The organism is Paenibacillus sp. cl6col (assembly GCF_900102125.1).
In the GTDB taxonomy this organism is placed as follows: Bacteria; Bacillota; Bacilli; order Paenibacillales; family Paenibacillaceae; genus Paenibacillus_B; species Paenibacillus_B suaedae.
Genome location: NZ_FNAZ01000003.1, coordinates 718,612 through 740,399 on the forward strand (window position 1 = coordinate 718,612; position 21,788 = coordinate 740,399).

Annotated in this window: 20 protein-coding genes; 8 read left to right on the plus strand and 12 right to left on the minus strand. The window is 48.3% G+C overall.

What is annotated here, in order from left to right; translation table 11 throughout:
* Positions 1-120: 120 nt before the first annotated feature.
* Both BLS15_RS28950 and BLS15_RS11295 read left to right on the plus strand, forming a co-directional pair.
* Positions 121-297, plus strand: a complete 177-nt coding sequence (locus tag BLS15_RS28950; RefSeq protein WP_021256951.1) for a hypothetical protein — start codon at positions 121-123, stop codon at positions 295-297.
* Positions 298-450: 153 nt separating this feature from the next.
* The gene (locus tag BLS15_RS11295; RefSeq protein ID WP_021256952.1) at positions 451-1,098 is read left to right on the plus strand and encodes a PAQR family membrane homeostasis protein TrhA; all 648 of its coding nucleotides are present in this window, start codon (positions 451-453) and stop codon (positions 1,096-1,098) included.
* 129 nt (positions 1,099-1,227) lie between these two features.
* On the opposite strand, the gene BLS15_RS11300 is transcribed toward BLS15_RS11295, so the two are convergent.
* Together BLS15_RS11300 and BLS15_RS11305 are read right to left on the minus strand one after the other, a co-directional pair.
* A complete protein-coding gene (locus tag BLS15_RS11300) occupies positions 1,228-2,421 on the minus strand; it encodes a GntR family transcriptional regulator (protein ID WP_028531363.1) in 1,194 nt (397 codons plus the stop codon).
* A gap of 143 nt (positions 2,422-2,564) precedes the next feature.
* On the minus strand, positions 2,565-3,122 hold the full coding sequence (locus BLS15_RS11305; protein WP_021256954.1) for a GbsR/MarR family transcriptional regulator: 558 nt from the start codon (positions 3,120-3,122) through the stop codon (positions 2,565-2,567).
* Positions 3,123-3,445: 323 nt separating this feature from the next.
* On the opposite strand from BLS15_RS11305, the gene BLS15_RS11310 reads away from it, so the two are divergent.
* From BLS15_RS11310 to BLS15_RS11320, 3 genes are read left to right on the plus strand one after another with little or no spacing between them, the layout of a single operon-like run.
* Positions 3,446-4,765 (plus strand): quaternary amine ABC transporter ATP-binding protein, encoded by a 1,320-nt coding sequence (locus BLS15_RS11310; protein WP_081819795.1) that lies wholly within the window; start codon positions 3,446-3,448, stop codon positions 4,763-4,765.
* Positions 4,746-5,585 (plus strand): ABC transporter permease, encoded by an 840-nt coding sequence (locus BLS15_RS11315; RefSeq protein WP_028531365.1) that lies wholly within the window; start codon positions 4,746-4,748, stop codon positions 5,583-5,585. The genes BLS15_RS11310 and BLS15_RS11315 overlap by 20 nt, the downstream gene beginning before the upstream one ends.
* A 5-nt stretch (positions 5,586-5,590) precedes the next feature.
* Positions 5,591-6,517 (plus strand): glycine betaine ABC transporter substrate-binding protein, encoded by a 927-nt coding sequence (locus tag BLS15_RS11320; protein ID WP_028531366.1) that lies wholly within the window; start codon positions 5,591-5,593, stop codon positions 6,515-6,517.
* A gap of 208 nt (positions 6,518-6,725) precedes the next feature.
* Here BLS15_RS11320 and helD read toward each other — a convergent pair whose 3' ends face one another.
* Both helD and pcp read right to left on the minus strand, forming a co-directional pair.
* Positions 6,726-9,023, minus strand: a complete 2,298-nt coding sequence (helD, locus tag BLS15_RS11325) for an RNA polymerase recycling motor HelD (protein ID WP_090511467.1) — start codon at positions 9,021-9,023, stop codon at positions 6,726-6,728.
* Positions 9,024-9,101: 78 nt separating this feature from the next.
* A complete protein-coding gene (gene pcp / locus BLS15_RS11330; RefSeq protein WP_028531368.1) occupies positions 9,102-9,761 on the minus strand; it encodes a pyroglutamyl-peptidase I in 660 nt (219 codons plus the stop codon).
* An 84-nt stretch (positions 9,762-9,845) separates the two neighbouring features.
* On the opposite strand from pcp, the gene BLS15_RS11335 reads away from it, so the two are divergent.
* The 3 genes from BLS15_RS11335 to BLS15_RS11345 all read left to right on the plus strand — a co-directional run bounded on the left by BLS15_RS11335 (position 9,846) and on the right by BLS15_RS11345 (position 14,781).
* On the plus strand, positions 9,846-10,298 hold the full coding sequence (locus BLS15_RS11335) for a DUF441 domain-containing protein (RefSeq protein WP_021260612.1): 453 nt from the start codon (positions 9,846-9,848) through the stop codon (positions 10,296-10,298).
* Between the two features lie 607 nt (positions 10,299-10,905).
* On the plus strand, positions 10,906-12,642 hold the full coding sequence (locus tag BLS15_RS11340) for an ABC transporter ATP-binding protein (protein WP_028531369.1): 1,737 nt from the start codon (positions 10,906-10,908) through the stop codon (positions 12,640-12,642).
* A 24-nt stretch (positions 12,643-12,666) separates the two neighbouring features.
* Positions 12,667-14,781 (plus strand): ABC transporter ATP-binding protein, encoded by a 2,115-nt coding sequence (locus tag BLS15_RS11345; protein WP_090511632.1) that lies wholly within the window; start codon positions 12,667-12,669, stop codon positions 14,779-14,781.
* An 81-nt stretch (positions 14,782-14,862) separates the two neighbouring features.
* On the opposite strand, the gene BLS15_RS11350 is transcribed toward BLS15_RS11345, so the two are convergent.
* The 8 genes from BLS15_RS11350 to BLS15_RS11380 all read right to left on the minus strand — a co-directional run bounded on the left by BLS15_RS11350 (position 14,863) and on the right by BLS15_RS11380 (position 21,778).
* The gene (locus BLS15_RS11350; RefSeq protein WP_021256963.1) at positions 14,863-15,051 is read right to left on the minus strand and encodes a hypothetical protein; all 189 of its coding nucleotides are present in this window, start codon (positions 15,049-15,051) and stop codon (positions 14,863-14,865) included.
* Positions 15,052-15,385: 334 nt separating this feature from the next.
* Positions 15,386-15,523 carry a hypothetical protein gene (locus BLS15_RS28955; RefSeq protein WP_162833952.1) on the minus strand — a complete coding sequence of 46 codons (138 nt, stop codon included), beginning with the start codon at positions 15,521-15,523 and terminating at the stop codon, positions 15,386-15,388.
* Between the two features lie 108 nt (positions 15,524-15,631).
* A complete protein-coding gene (locus BLS15_RS11355) occupies positions 15,632-16,429 on the minus strand; it encodes an ABC transporter ATP-binding protein (RefSeq protein ID WP_028531370.1) in 798 nt (265 codons plus the stop codon).
* 2 nt (positions 16,430-16,431) lie between these two features.
* A complete protein-coding gene (locus BLS15_RS11360; RefSeq protein WP_090511471.1) occupies positions 16,432-17,343 on the minus strand; it encodes an ABC transporter permease in 912 nt (303 codons plus the stop codon).
* Between the two features lie 231 nt (positions 17,344-17,574).
* Positions 17,575-18,624 (minus strand): ABC transporter substrate-binding protein, encoded by a 1,050-nt coding sequence (locus BLS15_RS11365; RefSeq protein ID WP_321163099.1) that lies wholly within the window; start codon positions 18,622-18,624, stop codon positions 17,575-17,577.
* Positions 18,625-19,018: 394 nt separating this feature from the next.
* Positions 19,019-19,159: a sporulation histidine kinase inhibitor Sda gene (sda, locus tag BLS15_RS29805; RefSeq protein ID WP_081677094.1), complete on the minus strand. Its 141-nt coding sequence runs from the start codon at positions 19,157-19,159 to the stop codon at positions 19,019-19,021.
* A 10-nt stretch (positions 19,160-19,169) separates the two neighbouring features.
* Positions 19,170-20,603, minus strand: coding sequence for an NAD-dependent malic enzyme (locus BLS15_RS11375; RefSeq protein ID WP_021256967.1), 1,434 nt, complete (start codon positions 20,601-20,603; stop codon positions 19,170-19,172).
* Between the two features lie 38 nt (positions 20,604-20,641).
* Positions 20,642-21,778, minus strand: coding sequence for a M20 family metallopeptidase (locus BLS15_RS11380; protein WP_021256968.1), 1,137 nt, complete (start codon positions 21,776-21,778; stop codon positions 20,642-20,644).
* Positions 21,779-21,788 lie beyond the last annotated feature (10 nt).

Consider the following 21,788-nt stretch of genomic DNA (forward strand, 5'->3'; position numbering starts at 1 on the left):
TCGTACTGTCCATATAAGGCAAGGAAGTGCCATTTTTGATCCTTACTTAGGACTCACGGTTATTGATTTTTCCATTGGCAGCAGTTATGCTGTGTGAGATGAACATTTAGGAGGGATATTATGAGTAAGACATCCAACAAGCGCCGCAAGTCAGAGCGCGCAGGACATTTAGACCCGAGCTTACTGCGGGGAAGCTGGACACGGAAGCCGTATACACAAGTCGTGCCGAATAAGAAAGCAGAGCAGCGCCGAAGCCTATGCCGGAAACGGGTAGATGACGGCGCTGTTGCTATTTAACAACATCTAATCTTTTTGTATCTCCTCATCTCCTCGAATTTGTTATCTTTTCGAAAAGTGCCATTGAACATTTGCAGCTTCTTCCCTGCTTCGATACAATATGAGTAAGCAGATCCGATTGGACGGATCCCACAGAAAGGAAGGTGCCGCCGTATGGCTAACACTCACACCTATTCGCGCGGCGAAGAAATCGCTAACGCGATTACGCATGGCATTGGAGTCGTTATGAGCATAGCTGCCCTGACGCTGCTTATCGTATTCGCCTCATTGTATGGACAACCCATTCATGTCGTCAGCTTTACGATTTATGGGATATCGATGCTTCTCTTGTATACCTCGTCGACATTGGTGCACAGCTTCCCTGAAGGAAAAGTAAAGGACTTGTTCGAGACCTTCGATCACGCATCCATCTATTTATTCATCGCAGGCACTTATACACCGCTTGTCTTAATCGCATTGCCTAAGCTTATCGGCTGGACACTGTTCGCCATCGTATGGACCATTGCTGTCGGAGGCGTTGTATTCAAAGCCTTCTTCACGAAGCGATTCCTCTTCATGTCCACGCTGCTCTATATTGCTATGGGGTGGTTGATCGTGTGGGCGTGGCATCCATTGACAGAGGCTATGCCATCCTTCGGACTGACGATGCTGATCATTGGCGGTATCCTATATACACTAGGCACTATATTCTACGTATGGAGAGGTTTCCCCTTCCATCATATGATATGGCATCTATTTGTGCTAGCAGGTTCCGTTGCTCACTTCTTCTCCGTACTGACCTTAGTCCAAATTCATGTATAGCTCGTAAGTAGAGGTTGTTCACAAAGTCCGCTTTTGATCACGCACTATGTAGGATTTACCCGATTGATGAAGCCGCCAATCTCCGCTTGCCGCAGAGATTGGCGGTTTTGTGTAGGTTGATGCAGAAGTTTATTGTTCGCTCTGGCATGGGCCAGTTGAACGTCTATTTACGAATTGAGGCTCGAGGATAACCTTGTGGTACGCTTCTTTGCCGGCTTGCCCTTCCTGGTCGGAACGCTCCATAATATCCGCTAATATCGTAGCGGCACGGCGTCCAATCTGTGCTTCATTCTGATAAATATGACTAAAGAATGTCTCTCGCTCCTCCAAGTGCTCTGGATCATCAAACGTCACGATCGAGATATCCTCTGGCACTCTCAGTCCCGCCCGCTTCGCGATCTGATGCATGCGCATACCAAGCTTGCCATGCAGCGCAATATACGCAGTGGCCATCTCACTCTTCATATACCGAGCAAGTACAGAATCATCGGCTTCCTCTCCGACAGGAAGCGTAAAATCAGTTAGAATGAGTGCCGGATTGATCATGGCCCCCCGTCTCTGATATTCATTCATATACCCTGCTATGCGATCCTGCACACTCACACAATCTCGGAACGCATCTGTGCAGATCGCAATATTCCGGTGACCGAGTTCCCATAAATGAGCTACCGCCATCTCCGCGCCTTTGCGGTTGTCCGAGCATACATAATGGGTGTCCACTCCAGGCAAATATCGATCGATAAGCACGAATGGGAAACCATTTACCTTCAATGACAATATTTCTTCATTGTAGATATCTTCATCCACAGGGAATAACAGCAAGCCTGATATGCCCATGTCCAGCATCTCCCGAATTTGCTGCTCTTCCCGCTCCTTCGAGCCTCCGCTAAAGGCCACGATTAGAGAGTATCCACGCTCGTTCAACGTCTGCTGAATCGAATTAATAAGCCGCATCGCAAAATAATCATCTAATGTTGGCATCATGAATCCGACTACATTTCTTCTTCGTTCCTGATTTCCAGAGCCTGCTCCATTGACATCCAATCCTTCTGTACCTCCAGCTTGCTCATCACGTACCGAGCTGGAGCCAATTGATTTCGGCTCCGCTACGAAGCTGCCTCTTCCGGGGACTCGATAAATCAACCCTTCCTTCACAAGAGCTGCAAGCGCATTCACAACTGTAATGCGGCTAACTTGGAACTGCTCCATCAGTTCCTTCTCTGTCGGAATTCGGTCATTCGTCTTCAATTGTTTCGTATGAATCATATCCTCAATATATCGCTGAACTTGCAAATATAGCGGCGATCGAGAATCATAGCTCATTTAGATCATCCTTAATTATTAATTTAATATATATAATATAGCATTTAGGTAGAAGAGACAATGATTAGGGAAAATTCGGAAGCAAAAAAGAGCGATGCACCACTCTCCACCGCTCTTTCCCAGATTCATATCTAAACGGACGACTATCGCTCGTGCTTCGGGATATACGTAAAGATATCACCGGATTCAAACGCATCTATCAATTGATTAAGCCATCCATAATACGCTTCCGCCTGCTCCATCTTGGCGATATCCTTCGCAATGACTGCTGCAAGCTGTTCATCCTCCGAGCTGCCGCGCAGCAGCTCCAGCTCTTTGACTGAACGCCGAATCGCAGACAAGTTCATCTCTACAGCTTTTCTCCATTTCAGACCGAAGTAATCAGCAAATGTCTGATGCCAGTCCTGTTCTGCCTCATATAAATCCTTGCGCGTCCCCTTCTCCCACACTTTATGCACCATCTTCATGTCTACAAGTGTGCGCACGCCCGTACTCATGCTTGTCTTGCTCATCTCCATCTCCTGCTTCATGTCATCCAACGTCATCGGATGATCACTGAAGAACAGCAGGCCGTACAAATGCCCAGTAGAATGGGTCATGCCGTACAAGTCCATATTTTGTCCGATCGCTTCAATGACACGATTGCGAGCCTTCTCCACGGCGCTCTTCTGCTCCTGTGTCAACTGTGCGAACGTAGTCATGAGTCATTCCTCCTGTGCCGAATCCTATCCCTGCAGCAATGGCAGACCGATTCGAAACCGCCCTATATATATTTGTCGAACATTGCTGTAAAAGCTCATTCTCTATGTTCCACGAACATTGTAAGAGAATAGGAACAAATTGTAAAGAAGCAAATGGGATAGCAATATTTAGCATATTGGAGAATTCGAAAGAATAAGTTTATAAAGTTTTTTCTGAACGTATCTTACAAACTGTTTTCATGGTTGTTCTCTGTTTTTTCCAAGGGTTAAAATGGATATAGCGTAAACAACGCTCAATTCCATACGCAAGAGAGGTGACAGGATTGTCCATGATCAAGGTCAACCAAGTGACTAAAATATTTGGACAGCACGAACAAAAAGCACTCACTCTACTGCAACAAGGGTGGTCAAGAGAGCGGCTCGCCACAGAAAAACAAGCGACCGTAGCTGTGAACCAGGTATCCTTTGCCGTGGAAAAAGGAGAAATCTTCGTTATTATGGGCTTGTCCGGCAGTGGCAAATCCACACTCGTGCGCATGCTAAACCGACTCATTGAGCCAACCTCAGGTGAAATCTGGCTGAAGGATCGCAATATTTCGAGACTGAATGCAGGCGATTTGCGAGAGGTGAGGCGAAGGACAATTGGGATGGTATTTCAGAAGTTCGCACTTTTCCCCCATCGTACTGTGCTTGACAATGCCGCTTATGGCCTCGAAATACAAGGTCTCTCCAAGGAACATCGCTACCGCAAGGCGACTGAAGCGCTAGAGCTCGTCGGTCTAGGTGGCTGGGAAGACAAATACCCGGAAGAACTGAGCGGCGGCATGCAGCAGCGAGTTGGATTGGCACGTGCCTTAGCTAATAATCCAGATATCCTCCTTATGGATGAAGCATTCAGTGCACTAGATCCGTTAATCCGCCGCGACATGCAGGATGAACTGCTTGCCCTGCAGCAGAAAATGCACAAAACCATCATTTTCATTACCCATGACTTGGATGAAGCGCTGCGCATCGGCGATCGCATCGCCTTGCTGAAAGACGGCAAGCTTATTCAGATTGGAACCCCTGAGCAAATGTTGATGCAGCCAGCTGACGAATATGTAGAGCGATTCGTTGAAGGCGTAGACTTATCCAAAGTCCTTACCGCCTCGCATATTATGCGCAGGCCAGAGACGATATCCTTAGATCGCGGGCCGCGAGTGGCACTGCAATTAATGAGGGATATCGGTATTTCCACACTGTTCGTCGTCGGAAAGGATAAGTCCCTTCAAGGAGTCGTTACAGCCGAACAGGCTAGCGAGGCAGCACGCACAGGCCTATCCTTGCAACAAGTCATGCACATCGACGTTCCCATCGTACCTCCCTCTATTGTTCTTCATGAACTGCTCGCTCTATCTGGCGAAGCGAAGCTTCCTATTGCTGTTGTCGATCCGGATGGCAAGCTAATGGGCGCAATCGTACGCGGTGCCGTACTCGGAGCGCTGGCAGGCAATCTAATTGACTCAGCGGATGAGATGGATGATTCTACGAAATCTATGCCAACTGCCTCATTAGGACTCGAACGCCTAGAGCCCTTAGCTAACGCTGACAACAGCAGTCGCTCTACGGAAGGAGTGACAATCGATGCAGCTGAGAATCGGTGATTGGGTCGAGCACGCCGTCAATTGGCTAAGCACGAACGCAGATGGATGGTTCCGACTGCTCTCCAAATGGATTGAGCGAATCGTTGAGGGCATCTCGGATCTCTTTTTGCTGCCGCCGTCTTATGTGTTCATCTTCATGGCCGCACTGCTTGCCTTTGTCATCGGCCGGTGGTCACTATCGCTGCTTACGCTTATCGGGCTCTTTATCATTGACTGGCTTGGATACTGGGAACCCACAATGAATACACTTGCACTCGTAATTGTCGCCACAATCCTATCAATCATCATCGGCGTCCCGCTAGGCATCGCTTGTGGAAAAATAGACCGATTGTCCCGAATTGTCAAGCCAATACTGGACTTCATGCAGACGATGCCGGCATTTGTCTACCTGCTTCCCGCCGTATTTCTATTCGGCCTAGGAATCGTTCCTGGCGTGATCGCCTCTATTATTTTTGCCGTTCCTCCTACCATTCGTCTAACGGAACTCGGCATACGTCAAGTGCCGCACGATATGATCGAAGCAGCTTCGGCGTTCGGCTCTACATCCATGCAGACCTTATGGAAGGTACAGCTTCCCGTAGCCATGCCGACACTAATGGCCGGCGTGAATCAGACCATCATGCTAACGCTATCCATGGTCGTGATCGCATCCATGATCGGGGCACAAGGGATTGGCACCGAAGTCTATCGGGCTGTCACCATGCTTAAAATCGGCAAGGGATTCGAGGCAGGACTGTCTGTTGTACTGTTAGCCATCATCTTGGATCGTTTCTCTCAACAATGGCTGAAAAAACGGAGAACGAATAAACAAGGAGCGTGATGGAAATGAAACAGCGTCGTACAAAGTATTGGGTGCTGGTTGGACTTGTTGCTATGTTAGGCTGGACTTTGGCCGGATGCACTGACTCATCAAGCAGCACGGCTGGCAATGATGGAACCGCGAGTTCAACAGGTGACAGCATCGGGAAGCAGGTTGATTATAAGATTATCGGAATTGATGCCGGTGCAGGCATTATGCAATCAACAGAAGCAGCTCTTAAGGAATATGATCTGACCGATTGGAAGTTGATCGAAGGCTCCGGGGCGGCGATGACTGCCGCTCTCGATAAAGCGATCAAGAAGCAGGAGCCTATCATTATTACGGGTTGGACGCCACATTGGATGTTCGCGAAGTATGAATTGAAATACTTAGAGGATCCAAAGGGAATCTACGGCGGCGATGAAGAGATTCATACGATTGCTCGCAACGGATTGAAGGAAGATGAGCCAAGTGCGTACAAGACATTGGATAGATTCGAATGGACGGCTGCAGACATGGCCAAGGTAATGGTGGACATTCATGATGGTCAGGAGCCGAAGGATGCAGCTAAGGCTTGGATCGAAGCGAATACAGACAAAGTCCAGGCCTGGACGAGCGGAGTCGATAAGGTTGAGGGGAAGAAGCTCAAGCTTGGATATGTGGCTTGGGATTCCGAAATAGCGAGTACAAATATCATTGCTTCCGTATTAGAAAATGAAGTCGGGTATAAGGTCGATCTGATTCAGGTAGAGGCTGGCCCAATGTGGACAGGTGTTGCCAATGGCGACGTTGACGCAATTGTAGCAGCTTGGCTGCCTACTACCCATAAGGACTATTATGAGCGCTTCCAAAATAATGTGGACGATCTTGGCCCGAATTTGAACGGTACCAAAATCGGTCTCGTCGTCCCTTCTTATGTTAATATTCAATCGATTGAGGATATGAAGAAATAGACCCCACATTATGGGCAGTCCTTGTCTGATAGATAGAGCGGAAGCATCGTACCGTGATATCCAAGCCATCACAGATGATTATGCGCATCGTAATAGCGAATACACGATACTATCATCCATTTAAAAAAAGCGCCTGTGGCAAGGATCGGATTCCCGATTCAATGTCACATGGCGCTTCTTCAATTGCGTACATATAAGTTGTTATCCGTTAGCTTCTTCCTTGGTTCCATGAATCAAGGAACGGTGTCACTGATCCAACTGCCAACAAGGCAAGGCGATGCATCGCTCGCGTACACACCGTGTAGAACAGCTTGCGATCTGCTTCATTCCCATAAGCCTGCTCTTGCGCGTCAAATACAATAACTCCATCGAATTCAAGACCCTTCGCCAAGTAGGATGGGACAACCCATAGTCCAGATACGAACTGCTTCGTATGCTTCGATACCCGCTTCAATTGCGGGAAGCTGTGCTGCAAGCGTTCGTGAACCTGCGCCGCTGTCGCTTCATCCTTCGTAATAATTGCGATGGAAGCAAGCTCCCCTGCCTCAGTCCATGCCGATAGCTGCTTACTAGCTTGATCCAGCTGCTCCTCCTCGTCCTCGCAGCGAATGAGAATAGGCTCTTCACCCTCTCTACTGAAAGGCTCTACCTTCTCGCCATTTGGCAGCACACTGCTCGCGAGCTCCATAATATTTCGGGTGGAGCGATAGCTCTTGCGTAGCGTAATAACACCGGACTTCTTCTCTGAGAATACAGCTTGCAGCGCGGACGCCGACCCCATACGATTCGATTCGTAGATCGCTTGATTCCAATCGCCCAATATCGTGAAGCGGCTGCGTGGGAATAACCGTGTCAGCAGCGCATATTGGAATGGCGAATAGTCCTGCGCCTCATCGATCACTACATGACGAATATGGTTGAAGGTGTCGAATCCTTCTACACTTTCAATCAAATACAGCAATGGGGAAGCATCTTCAAACGGAATCATCCCCGATTCGAACTGCTTTACTGCCCGCTGGCCAATTGCCCGTATTGTCTCCACGTCAATGGTTTCATTGCCGCTCGCGATACCATCCGTCTGACGTGCCCAATGCTCAAGCTTGCGCATGCAGTCACAATACATCTCTTCCCAATCGACGAAGCGAAGCTCCTTCGCCTGCTTGCGGAACCGCTTCAACCACTTGTTCACCTGCTTGCGGCTCAAGTCGCGAAGCTCTTCTTCCGTCCCTAAATAATTCGGCTGCTGCTGCAGCTTGCGATAGACACGCTTCTGTTCCTTCACTGCCCAAGCACGAAGCTGTTCCAGCAGCCAATCTCTCAGCTTGTCCATCCGAGCAGGCAATGACCAATCCGCAAGCTGGCCATAGAATTGCTCCGCAAGCTGTTCGGTGCTAATAATCGTCCGCTTCGGCGTTCCGAAGCGAATGAAGCGCATGCCTTCCCGCTGCAAGGATTCAATATAGCGATCGAGGATCTGCTGATAACCCGCCGAAGCTTTCCATCTTGCCGCAGCCGCTTCGACTCTTGCCCCTCTAGAAGCTGTCCAGCGTTCCATGCCCTGCATGAGGCGTTCCGTCTGGTCATAAATGTCCTCAATATTACGCTCGGTGACGAGGCGATGCTCGATATAAGATTGGAACGTCGTCTGCGTCATATTCTCCTCACCAAGCTCAGGCAATATGCTGGACACGTAATCATTGAATAGATCATTCGGTGAGAATAAGATAATTTGCTCGGAGCGCATGCTGCTGCGATATTTGTACAGCAGGTACGCAATTCGCTGCATAGCTGCTGACGTCTTGCCGCTTCCTGCCGCTCCCTGCACAATAAGCACATCATGCAGGTCATCCCGGATAATCGCATTCTGCTCGCGCTGTATCGTGCTGACGATACTCTTCATCTTCGTGTCAGCGCTCCGCTTCAGCATCTCCTTCAGCATGTCGTCGCCGATCTGAATACCGGTATCGAAGACAGCCTCCAAGCGGCCATTTCGAATAAGGAACTGACGCTTGAGCGTCATCTCTCCTTCAATAACTCCTGCTGGAGTCCGATATTGCACCGGACCTGGCGCATAATCATAGAACAACCCGGCTATCGGCGTACGCCAATCGTAAACAAGATGTTCTCCGCTCTCTTCATCCGACACGGACATGAGCCCGATATAGACTGGTAGTATCTCCATGTCTCCATCTTCTATAAAGTCAACGCGCCCGAAGTAAGGCGCCTGAATATGCTTGCGCAGCTTGTTCAGCCATTTGGCTGCATGCTTCTGTACGCGTTCGTGACTTGCCAAGTCCTTCGCCTGCTGCATGATGCTCACATACGTCTCGAACATCTCGTCATTATCGACCGATACCTCGTCCCAGAATTGGCGCTTCATCTCCACAATTTCTGCTTGACGTTCCTCAGCGGTCGCTTCTAATGCAGCGATCTGGCGATCCATTAAGCGAAGCACGCTTGTTAGATATAATTCTTCCTCATCCCTCATGGATGGTTGTTCGTTCACCTTGCAACTCCTTTCTGCCTGCTGGCCGATTCGAATCCTCTTAGGATCTGTATCGAAAAGTACTATTATATCCTAAACTTAGGCCCCATGTAACGTCCCTGCACTTTCATTTGCATTCTCCGCATCATCTAAGTGAAGAATGACCGTTTCAAGCGCCTTCACCACATCATCCTGCGACATACTCGGCATGTTGGAATAACGAGCTGCCTGTACGGGCAAAAAAGGGATATGAATAAATCCGCCACGCTTATAATTTGGATCTTGCTGCTCATTAAGAAGGTGCATCAGCTGGTAAAATATCGCATTACACACGAACGTTCCCGCTGTATAGGAAATCGAGCATGGGATGCCCTCTTCTTGTACAGCCGCGCGAATTGCCTTCAAAGGCATACGGGCCCAATAGGCAACTGGCCCATTCTCGACAATGGCTCCATCAGTTGGCTGCGCCCCATCATTATCAGGTATGCGTGCATCCTTCAAATTAATGGCTACACGTTCCAGCGTAATATCCGGTCTGCCTCCGGCTTGACCGACACAGATCACGGCTTCCGGCTTCACTTGCTCCATTACTTCCGCCAGCACGGTTCCCGCCCGCTCGAATGAGGTTGGAAGCTGGATGGCATGAACGTCGTAACGTCCGATACTGCGACCATGAAACAGCTTAACTGCCTCCCAAGAAGGATTAATCGTTTCATTGCCGAATGGGTCAAACCCTGTGATGATTACTGTGTTGCTCATCGATACAGCACCCCGCTCTGTTTTATTTTCAATACGTAGGAAATATGCTATTCTTGTCAACGAATGTGAAAGGAGATACATACCATGTCACAACTAGATATTTCATCCCTCATCCTGCTCGGATTTGCAGGACTCGGCATTGTAAGCGGCAATTCTACCGTTACGATCGCAATGGTCGTTCTTCTGCTGCTCCGCGTGACGAACATGCAGAGCCTATTCCCTTGGATTGAGAAGTACGGACTAACCGTTGGCATCATTATCTTGACGATCGGAGTCATGGCACCGATTGCAAGCGGCAAGATGTCCATCGATACGATCGCGCAATCCTTCATGAATTGGAAGTCGCTGTTAGCTATCGCCGTCGGAATCCTCGTTGCGTATTTGGGAGGCCGTGGTGCCCAATTAATGACTCAATCTCCAACTGTGGTCGCTGGTCTGCTCGTAGGCACCGTCCTTGGCGTGGCCTTGTTCCGCGGTGTTCCGGTCGGCCCTCTCATTGCAGCAGGCATATTGTCATTGCTGCTCGGGAAATCATAACGATGACCTCGAATCATCTTCATCATACGATGATTCCTGATATACGGCAAATCACCTATTAGGGCTATTTTTCTCGCATAGCAGCTGTTTTAGCTGCCGCATATTAGCAGTTCAGCAGCATATATGATCGATGGGATTAGGCACGTCAAATGTTAAATTTGTGCAACAAAATGATTGACAATATTTCATCCACAGTGCTAGAATCAACAAGCAGACAGGACGATAACAATGAATCGTCCAACTAAATTGATGCAGAAAGGCAGGTAAACTCCATGTTGACAGTACAATTGCTAAATCAACACATTGATAACGCAGCACAAGCAATTTCATATCAGTGGAGCCCTGCTGAACCGAGCGATCTGACTGGTTTCTAACCATTAGATCGAACGGAAGAATGAATCCATTTCGATAGATCATGAGGTACTGATTGGGTAATCGCCAATCAAGTGCCATGATGGATTTCGGATCGTGGAATCAGGATTGGACAACGGGCGCTCACCGCTCGTACATATGACCTTATTCAACAAGGGATATCGTTTACGAACGGTATGCCCTTTTTTTATTGTCTGACGATCAATCTGCAACAAATGACAAAGGATGTGAATGTATGTTTTCCGTACTAGGAAAGCTCGGCTGGTTCTTTAAAGAACACAAAACGAGATACTTAATCGGGGTAACCCTGCTCATCGCAGTAGGCATACTTGAACTTCTGCCTCCCCGACTGCTTGGTAATGCTATCGATGAGATCGTAACAGGTGCGATCACGTGGCAATCTCTTACGAAGTACCTATTTTACATTCTCGGTTCCATGGTTATCATTTATGGAATTACGTATGTATGGATGTATCAAATCTTCGGCGGAGCCAACCTTGTGGAGCGCAAGCTGCGCTCCAAGCTGATGCGCCAGTTCTTGAAGATGACGCCTCCGTTCTTCGAGAAGAATCGTACAGGCGACTTAATGGCTCGATCAACGAATGACCTGCGTTCCGTTGCCATGACAACTGGCTTCGGCATGCTTACCTTAACCGACTCGACTGCATTTCTCGCGACCGTGCTTGTCGCAATGCTTATTATGCAGTGGAAGCTGACACTTGCGGTGCTGCTCCCGCTGCCCTTCATCGCCATCGCAATGAAGATATTCGGCAAGAAGATTCATGAGCGCTACACCATTGCACAGGATGCGTTCGGCAAAATGAATGATCAGGTGCTCGAATCAGTTGGCGGTGTGCGCGTACTTCGCGCCTATGTACAAGAGAAATCAGATGAACAGCACTTCCGCAACATCGTACAGGACGTGTATGAGAAGAATGTCGCTGTTGCCAAAATTGACGCGTTGTTCGATCCGGTTATTCGCTTGTTTATCGGACTTAGCTATATGATCGGGCTTGGATTCGGTGCTTATCTGATTATTCATAATGAGATGACACTAGGTGAATTGCTGACATTCAATATGTACCTTGGATTTATGATCTGGCCAATGTTTGCCATAGGAGAACTTATCAATGTTATGCAGCGCGGGAATGCCGCAATGGATCGGGTAAACGAAGTTCTTCATTACACCCCAGATGTACAGGATGCAGCGCAACCGAAGGAAGTCGATGTTCCAGCGACTTTTACTTGGAAGCATTACAAATTCCAGTATCCATCGTCGACGGTGCCTAATCTGGAGGACATTTCACTTACGCTGCGCAAAGGTCAGACGTTGGGCATTGTCGGGCGTACCGGCAGCGGCAAGTCAACGTTCATTAAACAATTGCTGCGGGAATACCCGATTGGAAATGGTCAGTTCTTAATTAATGATGTGCCGCTCGATCAAATTCCAATGGATCAACTCCACAGCTGGATCGGTTATGTGCCGCAGGAGCAAATTCTATTCTCAAAGACCGTGAAAGAAAATATTCTACACGGTTCAGAACATGGTACGGAACAAGATGTGATGAATGCCATCGATACGGCCTCCTTCACACATGACCTTCCAACCCTGGTCAACGGTATCGACACGATCGTTGGTGAGAAAGGTGTGGCGCTGTCTGGCGGTCAGAAGCAGCGTGTATCTCTGGCACGTGCCTTCATTAAAGACCCAGAAGTGCTTATTTTGGATGATGCCCTCTCTGCGGTAGATGCACGGACAGAAGCGAATATTATTAAGAATATTCGTGAGCAGCGTGCCGGCAAGACGACACTCATTACCACACACCGTCTGTCTGCCATCGAGCATGCAGATATGATTATTGTCATGGATGACGGACGCATCGTCGAGCAAGGCACGCACGAGCAACTGCTCCAGCAAGGCGGCTGGTATAAGGAACAGTATGACCGCCAGCAATTGGAGTCTGGATTGTAAGAAGGGAGGAAATACACCGTGGAAATGGAACAACAAAAAGAAGCGCCTCGTCATGTAGGCAGACGATTATGGCGCTATGCGTTGAAATATAAAGGTACGTTCATACTTGCACTACTCATGTTGGCGCTGGCCGTGGCGGCAGAGCTGTCCGGCCCATTCATCGCCAAGACGATTATCGATAAGCATATCTTGGGGATTGAGAAGCCCTATTATGAAGTTAATTCGCTAGCAGAGGGTGCCATCACATACGAAGGACGTACCTTAAAGCGCGAGGATCGTTTTGAGCCTGGCGAGGAGAAAGGCGCCGAAGCACGCATTCTGCAAGTCGGCTCCCAATTCCTATTCGTGAATGGACACATTCCTGAACAAGCAACGGGTGATCGGATATTCAAGGATGGAACCTTGACGATCGGAACGGGCGATAAGGCTTATAGCTCCCCTGCTATCGTCATGTCTCTGCAAGAGATATTGCATTTCTACGAGCCGGAGATTGCAAGCATCGTGAAGTTGATGGCTCTCTATTTTGGATTGCTTGTCGTGAGTATCTTCATGAGCTTCGGCAAGACACTTGGCTTACAGACGGCTGCGAACCGAGTTATTCGAACACTTCGCGGCGATGTCTATGCCCATGTGCAGCGTCTGCCAATCCCGTACTTCGATAACCTGCCCGCAGGGAAGGTTGTCTCACGTGTAACTAATGATACCGAAGCAGTGAAAGACTTGTTCGTCTCCGTACTAGCGAATTTCACATCTGGGATCATTACGATATCCGGTATTTATGTCGCACTGTTCATCTTGGATGTAAAGTTGGCGCTCGTCTGCATGTTCGTGCTGCCACTTATCGTATTGTGGGTTATTCTGTACCGTAAGTTCGCTACTCGCTACAACAAGATCATTCGTTCGCGACTGAGCTCCATTAACGCCATGATCAACGAATCGATCCAAGGGATGCCTGTCATTCGTGCATTCCGCCGTCAGCGTCACACAATGGATGAATTCAATGCCATGAACGACGAGTACTTTACGTACCAGAATAAGATGCTGAACTTGAATGCATTCACCTCGCACAACTTGGTTAATGTACTGCGCAACATCGCATTTGCGGTTGTGCTCTGGTATTTCGCCGGCGCTTCCTTGAACGGCTCCGGGATCATCACGCTCGGCGTGCTGTATGCATTCACCGATCTGTTGAACCGCTTGTTCCATCCAATTATCGGAATGGTGAACCAACTGGCCAATCTCGATTCATCCATCGTCTCGGCTGGGCGCGTCTTCGAGCTCATGGATGAATATGGTGAAGAGCTCGACGAAGGCTCCATGCCGCGCTATAAGGGGCATGTTGAGTTTGACAGCGTCTCCTTCGCTTATAAGGAAGATTACGTCTTGAAGAACATCAATTTCGAGGCGAAGCCAGGACAGACGGTTGCTCTCGTCGGCCATACTGGTTCCGGAAAGAGCTCAATAATGAACTTGCTCTTCCGTTTCTACGACCCGCAAAAAGGGGAAATCCGCATTGACGGTACGCCTATCACGAGCGTTCCGAAGCAATGGATTCGCGAGCATATGGGAATCGTGCTGCAAGATCCGTTCCTCTTCACCGGAACAATCGCCAGTAATGTCAGTCTCGGCGATCCGCGCATTTCGCGCCAACAGGTGGAGGACGCCTTGAAGGCCGTCGGCGCAGATCGAATATTGAAGCAGCTTCCGAACGGTATTGATGAGACCGTTATCGAGAAGGGAAGCACACTCTCAGCCGGACAGCGTCAGTTGATTTCCTTCGCCCGTGCTCTAGCGTTCCAGCCTTCCATCTTAATCTTGGATGAGGCAACTGCGAACATTGATACGGAAACAGAGGCTCTGATTCAAGAGGCACTCGATGTATTGAAGCGTGGACGTACCACATTCATCATCGCCCACCGCTTATCGACGATTCGCAGTGCGGATGTGATTCTTGTGCTCCATCGTGGTGAGATTGTAGAACAAGGCTCCCATGATGAGCTTATGGAACTGCAAGGACGTTACTATAAGATGTACCAGCTCCAGCAAGGTTCAGTCGCTGCACCTATAGAGCATACCGCAGCAGTTTTATCCAGTACGAAGCTTGGCACGAGTTCGGCTTCTGCTGTCCCTACGACCTAATCGATCATAATCAATAAGAAGAGCGTTCACTACGTCTGCATAAGCAGACATGGTGAACGCTCTTTCTGAACGTACAATCAATTAACGCAGGGAACACTTATTTTTAATAAAGTGGATTTGATTCTCTACTCGATTGAGTTCCTGCTCCAGATCATAAGACATGCCTCCAATCGCCTTTGAACGAAGCGATTCAAGTTCTGCCTTAAGCTGCGGCAAATCGGTACTTGCCTGAGAGCAGGAGTAGTCGCTCTCCAGATTCAGATGATCCATCGATTTGGCATCCTCCTTGAAAGGCGTTAGACAACAGGAACGGCAATACTTCATAACTGCAATATCGAGGATAAGCCAACATGATTCCTGTATACATGCTTAATTGTTATTGCAGTTACTTGTGTTTGCCTTTTGCATTATTGGCATCTGAAGTACGCGTCGTCGTATTTTGACGGGAATGTCCTTGTTGTTTATGTGCCATTTGTTTACACTCCTTTGTCTTGTGCTTTGTCGTCTGTCATCCATGAGTTGGGAAGGTCAGCATTGCACGCAAGTTTATTCCTTCTTCCGGAAGTACGAGGCATCAGGCATCATATAATGAATGAGTATCCGTCTAGCCTTGCTGCTTCGGAATCTGGTTCAAGCTTGCTGCCCGGTGGGCAATCTTGCCTAGCTTCGGAGTTACCTGCTCCTCCATGACGCTGGCCTGATTCTGTTGTTGATGAATTCGCTGCGCTTTGTTATGCGGCATATTACTCACCTCCACTTATAGACTTCCCGCTTACCTCACATTTATAACGTCTTATGCCGATCTAATTCCTGTAGGATTTCTTCAAGTATCTTCAAACATATCTTGGGACTATCCTCCGAGCACAACCCGATCATCCACGAATTTCTCCCCACGAACACGCTCGAACTCGCGAAGCAAGGAATCTACCGTTAATGTCTGCTTCGACTTCGCTGGAATATCAAGCACGATTTTCCCCTTATCCATCATGATAAGGCGATTGCCTAGCCGTATGGCCTGCTCCATGTTGTGTGTTACCATGAGTGTAGTAAGCGCTGATGCTCGCACAATCTCTTCTGTTAGTCGAGTAATAAGCTCAGCTCGGCCGGGATCAAGGGCTGCCGTATGCTCATCAAGCAGCAAGATACTAGGCTGCGTGAACGTGGCCATCAATAAGCTTAAGGCTTGGCGCTCACCGCCAGATAATAATCCCACCTTAGCGTTCAAGCGATTCTCCAAACCAAGCTTAAGTCTGGACAATTCCTCTTTGAACAAGGTTCGGCGAGCGCGCGTAACACCGAATCCCAGCCCCCGTCTCGTTGCACGGCGCAGGGCAATGGACATATTCTCCTCAATCGTCATATCCGGTGCCGTTCCAGCCATCGGGTCTTGGAACACACGACCGATCCAGCGACTCCGGCGATGTTCTGACATGGATGTTACCTCATGACCATCTAACGAGACGCTACCTACATCAGGCGCGATCACTCCGGAAATAATATTCATTAGGGTCGATTTGCCTGCACCATTGCTGCCAATAACCGTAACGAAGTCGCCAGGTTGTAAATGCAGTTGAATATGAGACAATGCCATCTTCTCATCAGCCGTATTCGCATTAAAAAACTTACTTACTTGATTGACATGCAGCATCTCTATTCACCACCCTTTTGAATCATCTGGATAGCACGAAGCTTGCTTGCACGACGTTGATTCCATGACTTGCGAATCATCGGTATCGTTAAGGCAATAATAACGATAATTGATGTGAGCAGCTTCAAATCGGTTGCATTCATTTGCATTCGCAAAGCAATTGCGATAATGACCCGATACAGAACAGCACCTAGCACCACAGCTAGCGTAGCACGCATGATCGTGCGATGGCCAAATATCGCCTCACCGATAATGACAGAGGCCAGCCCCACAACAATCATGCCTACCCCGGATTGGATATCCGCGAACCCTTGGGATTGCGCAACAAGTGCGCCTGATAGAGCAACAAGTGCATTCGAGAGACTGACGCCAAGAATAATCGTATTGTCGGTATGCACACCGAAGCTGCGAATCATCCGCGGGTTGTTCCCCGTCGCGCGCAGTGACAAACCAATTTCCGTACGCAAAAACCAGTCCAGACCAAATTTAATAAGCAGCGCAAATGCTCCCATTACCAAAAGCAGCGTAAATCCATGCGATAGAGGCGTCAGCAGCGTTTCATTCTGCATCAGGCCAATATTGGCCTTGCCCATAATCCGCAAATTAATGGAATGCAAAGCAATCATCATCAATATGCCAGATAGAAGTGCGTTGATTTTCCCCTTCGTATGAATAAGACCCGTAATCATGCCTGCAATTCCACCACCGAGAAATGCAAGCAGCGTACCAATCCAAGGCGATATGCCCGAAGTTATTGATAATGCAGCGATCGCTGCACCCGTCGTAAAGCTTCCGTCTACCGTTAAATCCGGGAAATCAAGTATGCGAAATGTTAAGTATACCCCTAACGCCATTACAGCATATAACACACCTAACTCGGCCGATTTCAGCATCGCTAATCCAAATCCATCCACGAGCCATCGCTCCTTCCTCGATTCGTATAAATGAACGAACGGCCCGTATCGAAATCAACCCGAACGACCACTTATGATCGCGGTCGCCAAGCCGTTATCGTACAGGCCGTATGTAGTGCGGCTGCCTGCTTACACTTGATGCGCGATTAATGCCTCATAGAACGGTTCGGTAAAGCATGATTCTGCTCTCTTTCGTCTTCCGCATGTGCAGCGAAGCAATGCATTCCGTCTTTATTGGAACAAGTTCTCCGGCTTGACCTGCTGCTTCATCGCATCCGATACATCGAATCCTTGAGCAGCTGCAGCCTTCAGGTTCAACGCCAAATCGAGAGATTCAGGAATACGAGCGGAAACATCAGCCGGTTTCTTGCCGTCCTTGAGGATTTCAACAGCCATCTTGCCGGTCGTATAACCTAGATCGAAATATTCGAAGCCGAAGGAAGCAACACCGCCGTTCTTTACTGAGTCTTTCTCTGCAACGAACACCGGAATCTTATTGTCATTGCCCACACCAATAACCGAGTTCAACGCACTTACGACTGTATTATCAGAAGGAACATAAATGGCCTGCACCTTGCCAATAAGCGATTCCGCAGCTTGCTTCACTTCCGAGCTATTCGTTACAGGGGCTTTGACAACCGACAACCCGAGCTTTGTTAGAGCTTCCTCAGCTTTCTGGACATTGACTACGGTGTTTTGCTCGCCTTCATTCGCGATGATGCCTACTGATGCAATATCTTTGACATTGTCCTTAATGAACTCCATCAACTTGGAGATCGCTTCTGGATGCAGATCTGTCGTTCCCGTCACATTGCCGCCAGGGCTCTCCATGCTCTGCACAAGACCCGCTCCTACAGGATCCGTAACCGCCGTAAACAGCACAGGAATATCCTTCGTCTCCTTCGCTGCAGCTTGAGAAACCGATGTGCCAATCCCTAAAATGAGATCCACTCCGCCCGTCGCGAATTTCTGCGCGATCGTAGCTGCATTTGTCTGATCACCCTGAGCATTCTGATAATCCAGTACTAAGTTCTCTCCTTCGACATAACCATTATCCTTTAATGCTTGAACGAAGCCTTTATAGGCCTCATCGAGGGATGCATGATTGACAATCTGGGTAATGCCAATTTTGACTTTCTTGCCTTCAGCAGAGCCCTTAGCTCCTCCGCTCCCTTCACTAGTGGCATTATTGGCAGATCCACCATTCCCACATGCAGCTGCAAACAGCATCAGAAGCGACATAATTGCAGCCATAACAAGATGAAGACGAGATTTCATCATGACCATTCTCCCTTTCACATCATAAATTCTTGTAAACTATCATTTTTTCTTGGTTCACCACAACACTAATGTTGTTAGCAGTGGTCAATTTCAACAAAAATGATTTACCACATAAAAGCATAAAACCACAAAAGCTTAAAAGCATGATCCAAGTAACGCGTTATAGGCATATTGTACCTACATATTCCAACTCGTCAATAATAACGTTTGATAAATATGGCATTTTCTAGTATTTTATTTCATTTTTTTGTGTTTTTCTCTACTTTTTAAATAATCGCTGTCCTACATATAAAACAGCCACCCCTTCAGACATCGTAGTTTGAAAGAGTGGCTGTCATGTATGATTGTTTTCAAATGTATTTCTAAGCATGAAACGCAAGCAGAACAAGGTGCATCAGGAAGCCTCGAGACTTATCCGCTTCCTACGATATTCAATTTCAGCAAGAAGCATATCGACAAATGTAGCCTCCAATTGCATACGAACAGCTTCCTGATAAGCTTCTTGTAGTGATTCGTCGGTCAATAACGTGTACATAACGTGTAGATTATACCCCTTTGTTCACGTCTCTGTAATCACGTCTGCGTGCCACGCCATCCGCATAGGCCGCATCTACGACCGCATCACGAACCTTCGGCACAACTTGTGCATTAAAGACGCTCGGAATGATATAGAGTTCATTCAGCTCATCGGCAGGTACAACTTCAGCAATTGCATGTGCCGCTGCCAGCTTCATACGTTCTGTCACCTTGGACGCACGGCAATCCAGCACGCCGCGGAACAGCCCTGGGAAACAGAGAACATTATTGATTTGGTTCGGGTAATCCGAACGGCCTGTTGCAATAATGCGAGCAATATCTTCGATTTCGTCCGGATCGATTTCTGGAGTCGGATTGGCCATAGCAAATACGATTGGGTCGGAAGCCATTGTCATGACATCCTCTCTCTTCAATACACCTGGCCCGGATACGCCGATAAATACATCCGCACCTCGGATAACATCACTCAGAGAACCGCTCTCTAAGTTCGGATTTGTCTTCGATGCGTACCGATTCCATGCTTCATTTTCATACACGGTATCGCGTACTAGCGCACCCTGACGATCGACACCAATGATATTCACAACTCCTGCTGTGAGCAGCATCTCCGTGCATGCCATTCCGGCTGCACCTACGCCGCACAGCACAATCTTGCAATCCTCGATCGACTTGCCAACGATGCGCAACGCATTGAGAATTCCCGCCAGCATGACTACAGATGTACCATGCTGATCATCGTGGAAAATAGGAATATCCAATTTCTCGCTTAATCTCTGCTCAATTTCAAAGCAGCGCGGTGCCGATATGTCTTCCAAGTTAATGCCGCCAAATGCCGGCGCAATCGCTTCAATCGTTCGTATGATTTCTTCCGTGTCCTGCGTATCCAGACAGATCGGGAAAGCATCTACATTGGCAAACTGCTTGAACAGCATTGCCTTCCCTTCCATAACTGGCATTGCTGCCAGTGCTCCAATATTGCCAAGCCCCAGCACTGCCGTTCCATCCGAGATGACGGCAACCGTATCCCGCTTAATCGTCAACGTATAGGCGCGGTTAGGATCTTCGTGGATGGCCATACATACACGGGCAACACCTGGCGTATACACGCGTGACAGATCGTCACGGTTACGAATCGGTACTTTCGGGGTCATTTCAATCTTGCCGCCGAGGTGCATCAGGAATGTCTGATCCGAGACGTTCACGATCGTAACACCCTTCAGCTGCTTCAACCGCTGTACAATGCGATCACCTACACTGCCATCATACACATTGACCGTAACGTCTCGTACTGTAAATGCCGGTGTGCCGCGAATGACGTCTATCGCAACAATATCCCCGCCGCTCTCGCCGATTGCTGCTGCAATCTGAGCAAATGTACATACATGCTTGTCAATTTCCATTCGAATAATAATATTCGTGCTTGAACCTAGTGACTTGGCCATGGCTTGCACTCTCCCCTGAATCAACTGCTTCCTTAACGTTACAGACGTTCCAGTATACTAGCCAACAATGCAGTTCGACGCGGCAGCTCATGCAGCCAAATAAATTCCGACGGTGAATGTGCGCCATCTCCGCGCACACCTAATCCATCGAGCGTTGGTGCTCCACATGCTGCTATGAAATTCCCGTCGCTTACACCGCCCGTGCTTGTCTCCTCCAACTCCAAGTTCAATTGTTCTTTCGCTGCTTCTCTAGCTATCTGATACAGCTTCGCAATCGAATCTGTCCGCTCCATAGGGGGACGATTCATGTCTCCAGTCAATCGGAGACGAACATCGGGATGAATTGAAGCAAGTCCATGAATCCTCTCTACAAATTGATTGAAATCTTCCATCGTCCGGACGCGCACATCAATGTCTGCTTCGGCATAATCTGCTACCACATTGGCTCCAATTCCACCGCTTATTTTACCAACGTTCACATGTATGCCGCGTTCTGGGTCCGACATACGGTGAAGTTGAATAATTTGATGTGCTAACTCTTCGACAGCAGATACGCCCGATTCGGGATTGACACCCGCATGTGCTGCTTGTCCCTCAACAGATAGATAGAATCGACCACTACCCTTGCGAGCTGTCTTCAATGCTCCAGTAGGCTCCATCGGTGGCTCTAGCACGAAGGCCGCCTCGCAGTCTCTCGCATAGAATTCAATCCATTGTCGCGAAGTTGGACTTCCAATTTCTTCATCACTATTAATTAATAACACAATTGATAGCTGTTCGGGAAGTCTGTTTGTAAATTGTAGAATTTTTATCGCAAATAATGCTTGGATCAAGCTCGCCTTCATATCATATACACCAGGCCCGTAAGCCCGTTTGCTGTCTACGCGGAATGGCCTTCTCTTCGTCTCTCCCGCAGGCCATACAGTATCCGCATGGCCCACGAGCAATATGTTCCTCGGACCGCTGCCTACACGAACGACGAGCCTATCTCCATATCTATCATTCGGAACTCGTTCTACTACTGCACCAAGTTCCTTCTTGAAGCAATCCTCATACCAATCTATCATCCGGTCGGTTAACACTTTATTCGTTGATGGAGAATCCATATTCACACTCTGCTCCAGCAGGGCAAGCATTTCGGGCAGCCACCGTTCCAATTGCTCTATGAATTTCATATCTACTTTA

What these genes read in the sequence shown, in the direction of transcription:
- BLS15_RS28950 (WP_021256951.1), top strand. Translation starts at nt 121, where the DNA reads ATGAGTAAGACATCCAACAAGCGCCGCAAGTCAGAGCGCGCAGGACAT.
- BLS15_RS11295 (WP_021256952.1), top strand. Translation starts at nt 451, where the DNA reads ATGGCTAACACTCACACCTATTCGCGCGGCGAAGAAATCGCTAACGCG.
- BLS15_RS11300 (WP_028531363.1), bottom strand. Translation starts at nt 2,421, where the DNA reads ATGAGCTATGATTCTCGATCGCCGCTATATTTGCAAGTTCAGCGATAT.
- BLS15_RS11305 (WP_021256954.1), bottom strand. Translation starts at nt 3,122, where the DNA reads ATGACTACGTTCGCACAGTTGACACAGGAGCAGAAGAGCGCCGTGGAG.
- BLS15_RS11315 (WP_028531365.1), top strand. Translation starts at nt 4,746, where the DNA reads ATGCAGCTGAGAATCGGTGATTGGGTCGAGCACGCCGTCAATTGGCTA.
- BLS15_RS11320 (WP_028531366.1), top strand. Translation starts at nt 5,591, where the DNA reads ATGAAACAGCGTCGTACAAAGTATTGGGTGCTGGTTGGACTTGTTGCT.
- pcp (WP_028531368.1), bottom strand. Translation starts at nt 9,761, where the DNA reads ATGAGCAACACAGTAATCATCACAGGGTTTGACCCATTCGGCAATGAA.
- BLS15_RS11335 (WP_021260612.1), top strand. Translation starts at nt 9,846, where the DNA reads ATGTCACAACTAGATATTTCATCCCTCATCCTGCTCGGATTTGCAGGA.
- BLS15_RS11340 (WP_028531369.1), top strand. Translation starts at nt 10,906, where the DNA reads ATGTTTTCCGTACTAGGAAAGCTCGGCTGGTTCTTTAAAGAACACAAA.
- BLS15_RS11345 (WP_090511632.1), top strand. Translation starts at nt 12,667, where the DNA reads ATGGAACAACAAAAAGAAGCGCCTCGTCATGTAGGCAGACGATTATGG.
- BLS15_RS11350 (WP_021256963.1), bottom strand. Translation starts at nt 15,051, where the DNA reads ATGGATCATCTGAATCTGGAGAGCGACTACTCCTGCTCTCAGGCAAGT.
- BLS15_RS28955 (WP_162833952.1), bottom strand. Translation starts at nt 15,523, where the DNA reads ATGCCGCATAACAAAGCGCAGCGAATTCATCAACAACAGAATCAGGCC.
- BLS15_RS11355 (WP_028531370.1), bottom strand. Translation starts at nt 16,429, where the DNA reads ATGCTGCATGTCAATCAAGTAAGTAAGTTTTTTAATGCGAATACGGCT.
- BLS15_RS11365 (WP_321163099.1), bottom strand. Translation starts at nt 18,624, where the DNA reads ATGATGAAATCTCGTCTTCATCTTGTTATGGCTGCAATTATGTCGCTT.
- sda (WP_081677094.1), bottom strand. Translation starts at nt 19,159, where the DNA reads ATGTACACGTTATTGACCGACGAATCACTACAAGAAGCTTATCAGGAA.
- BLS15_RS11375 (WP_021256967.1), bottom strand. Translation starts at nt 20,603, where the DNA reads ATGGCCAAGTCACTAGGTTCAAGCACGAATATTATTATTCGAATGGAA.
- BLS15_RS11380 (WP_021256968.1), bottom strand. Translation starts at nt 21,778, where the DNA reads ATGAAATTCATAGAGCAATTGGAACGGTGGCTGCCCGAAATGCTTGCC.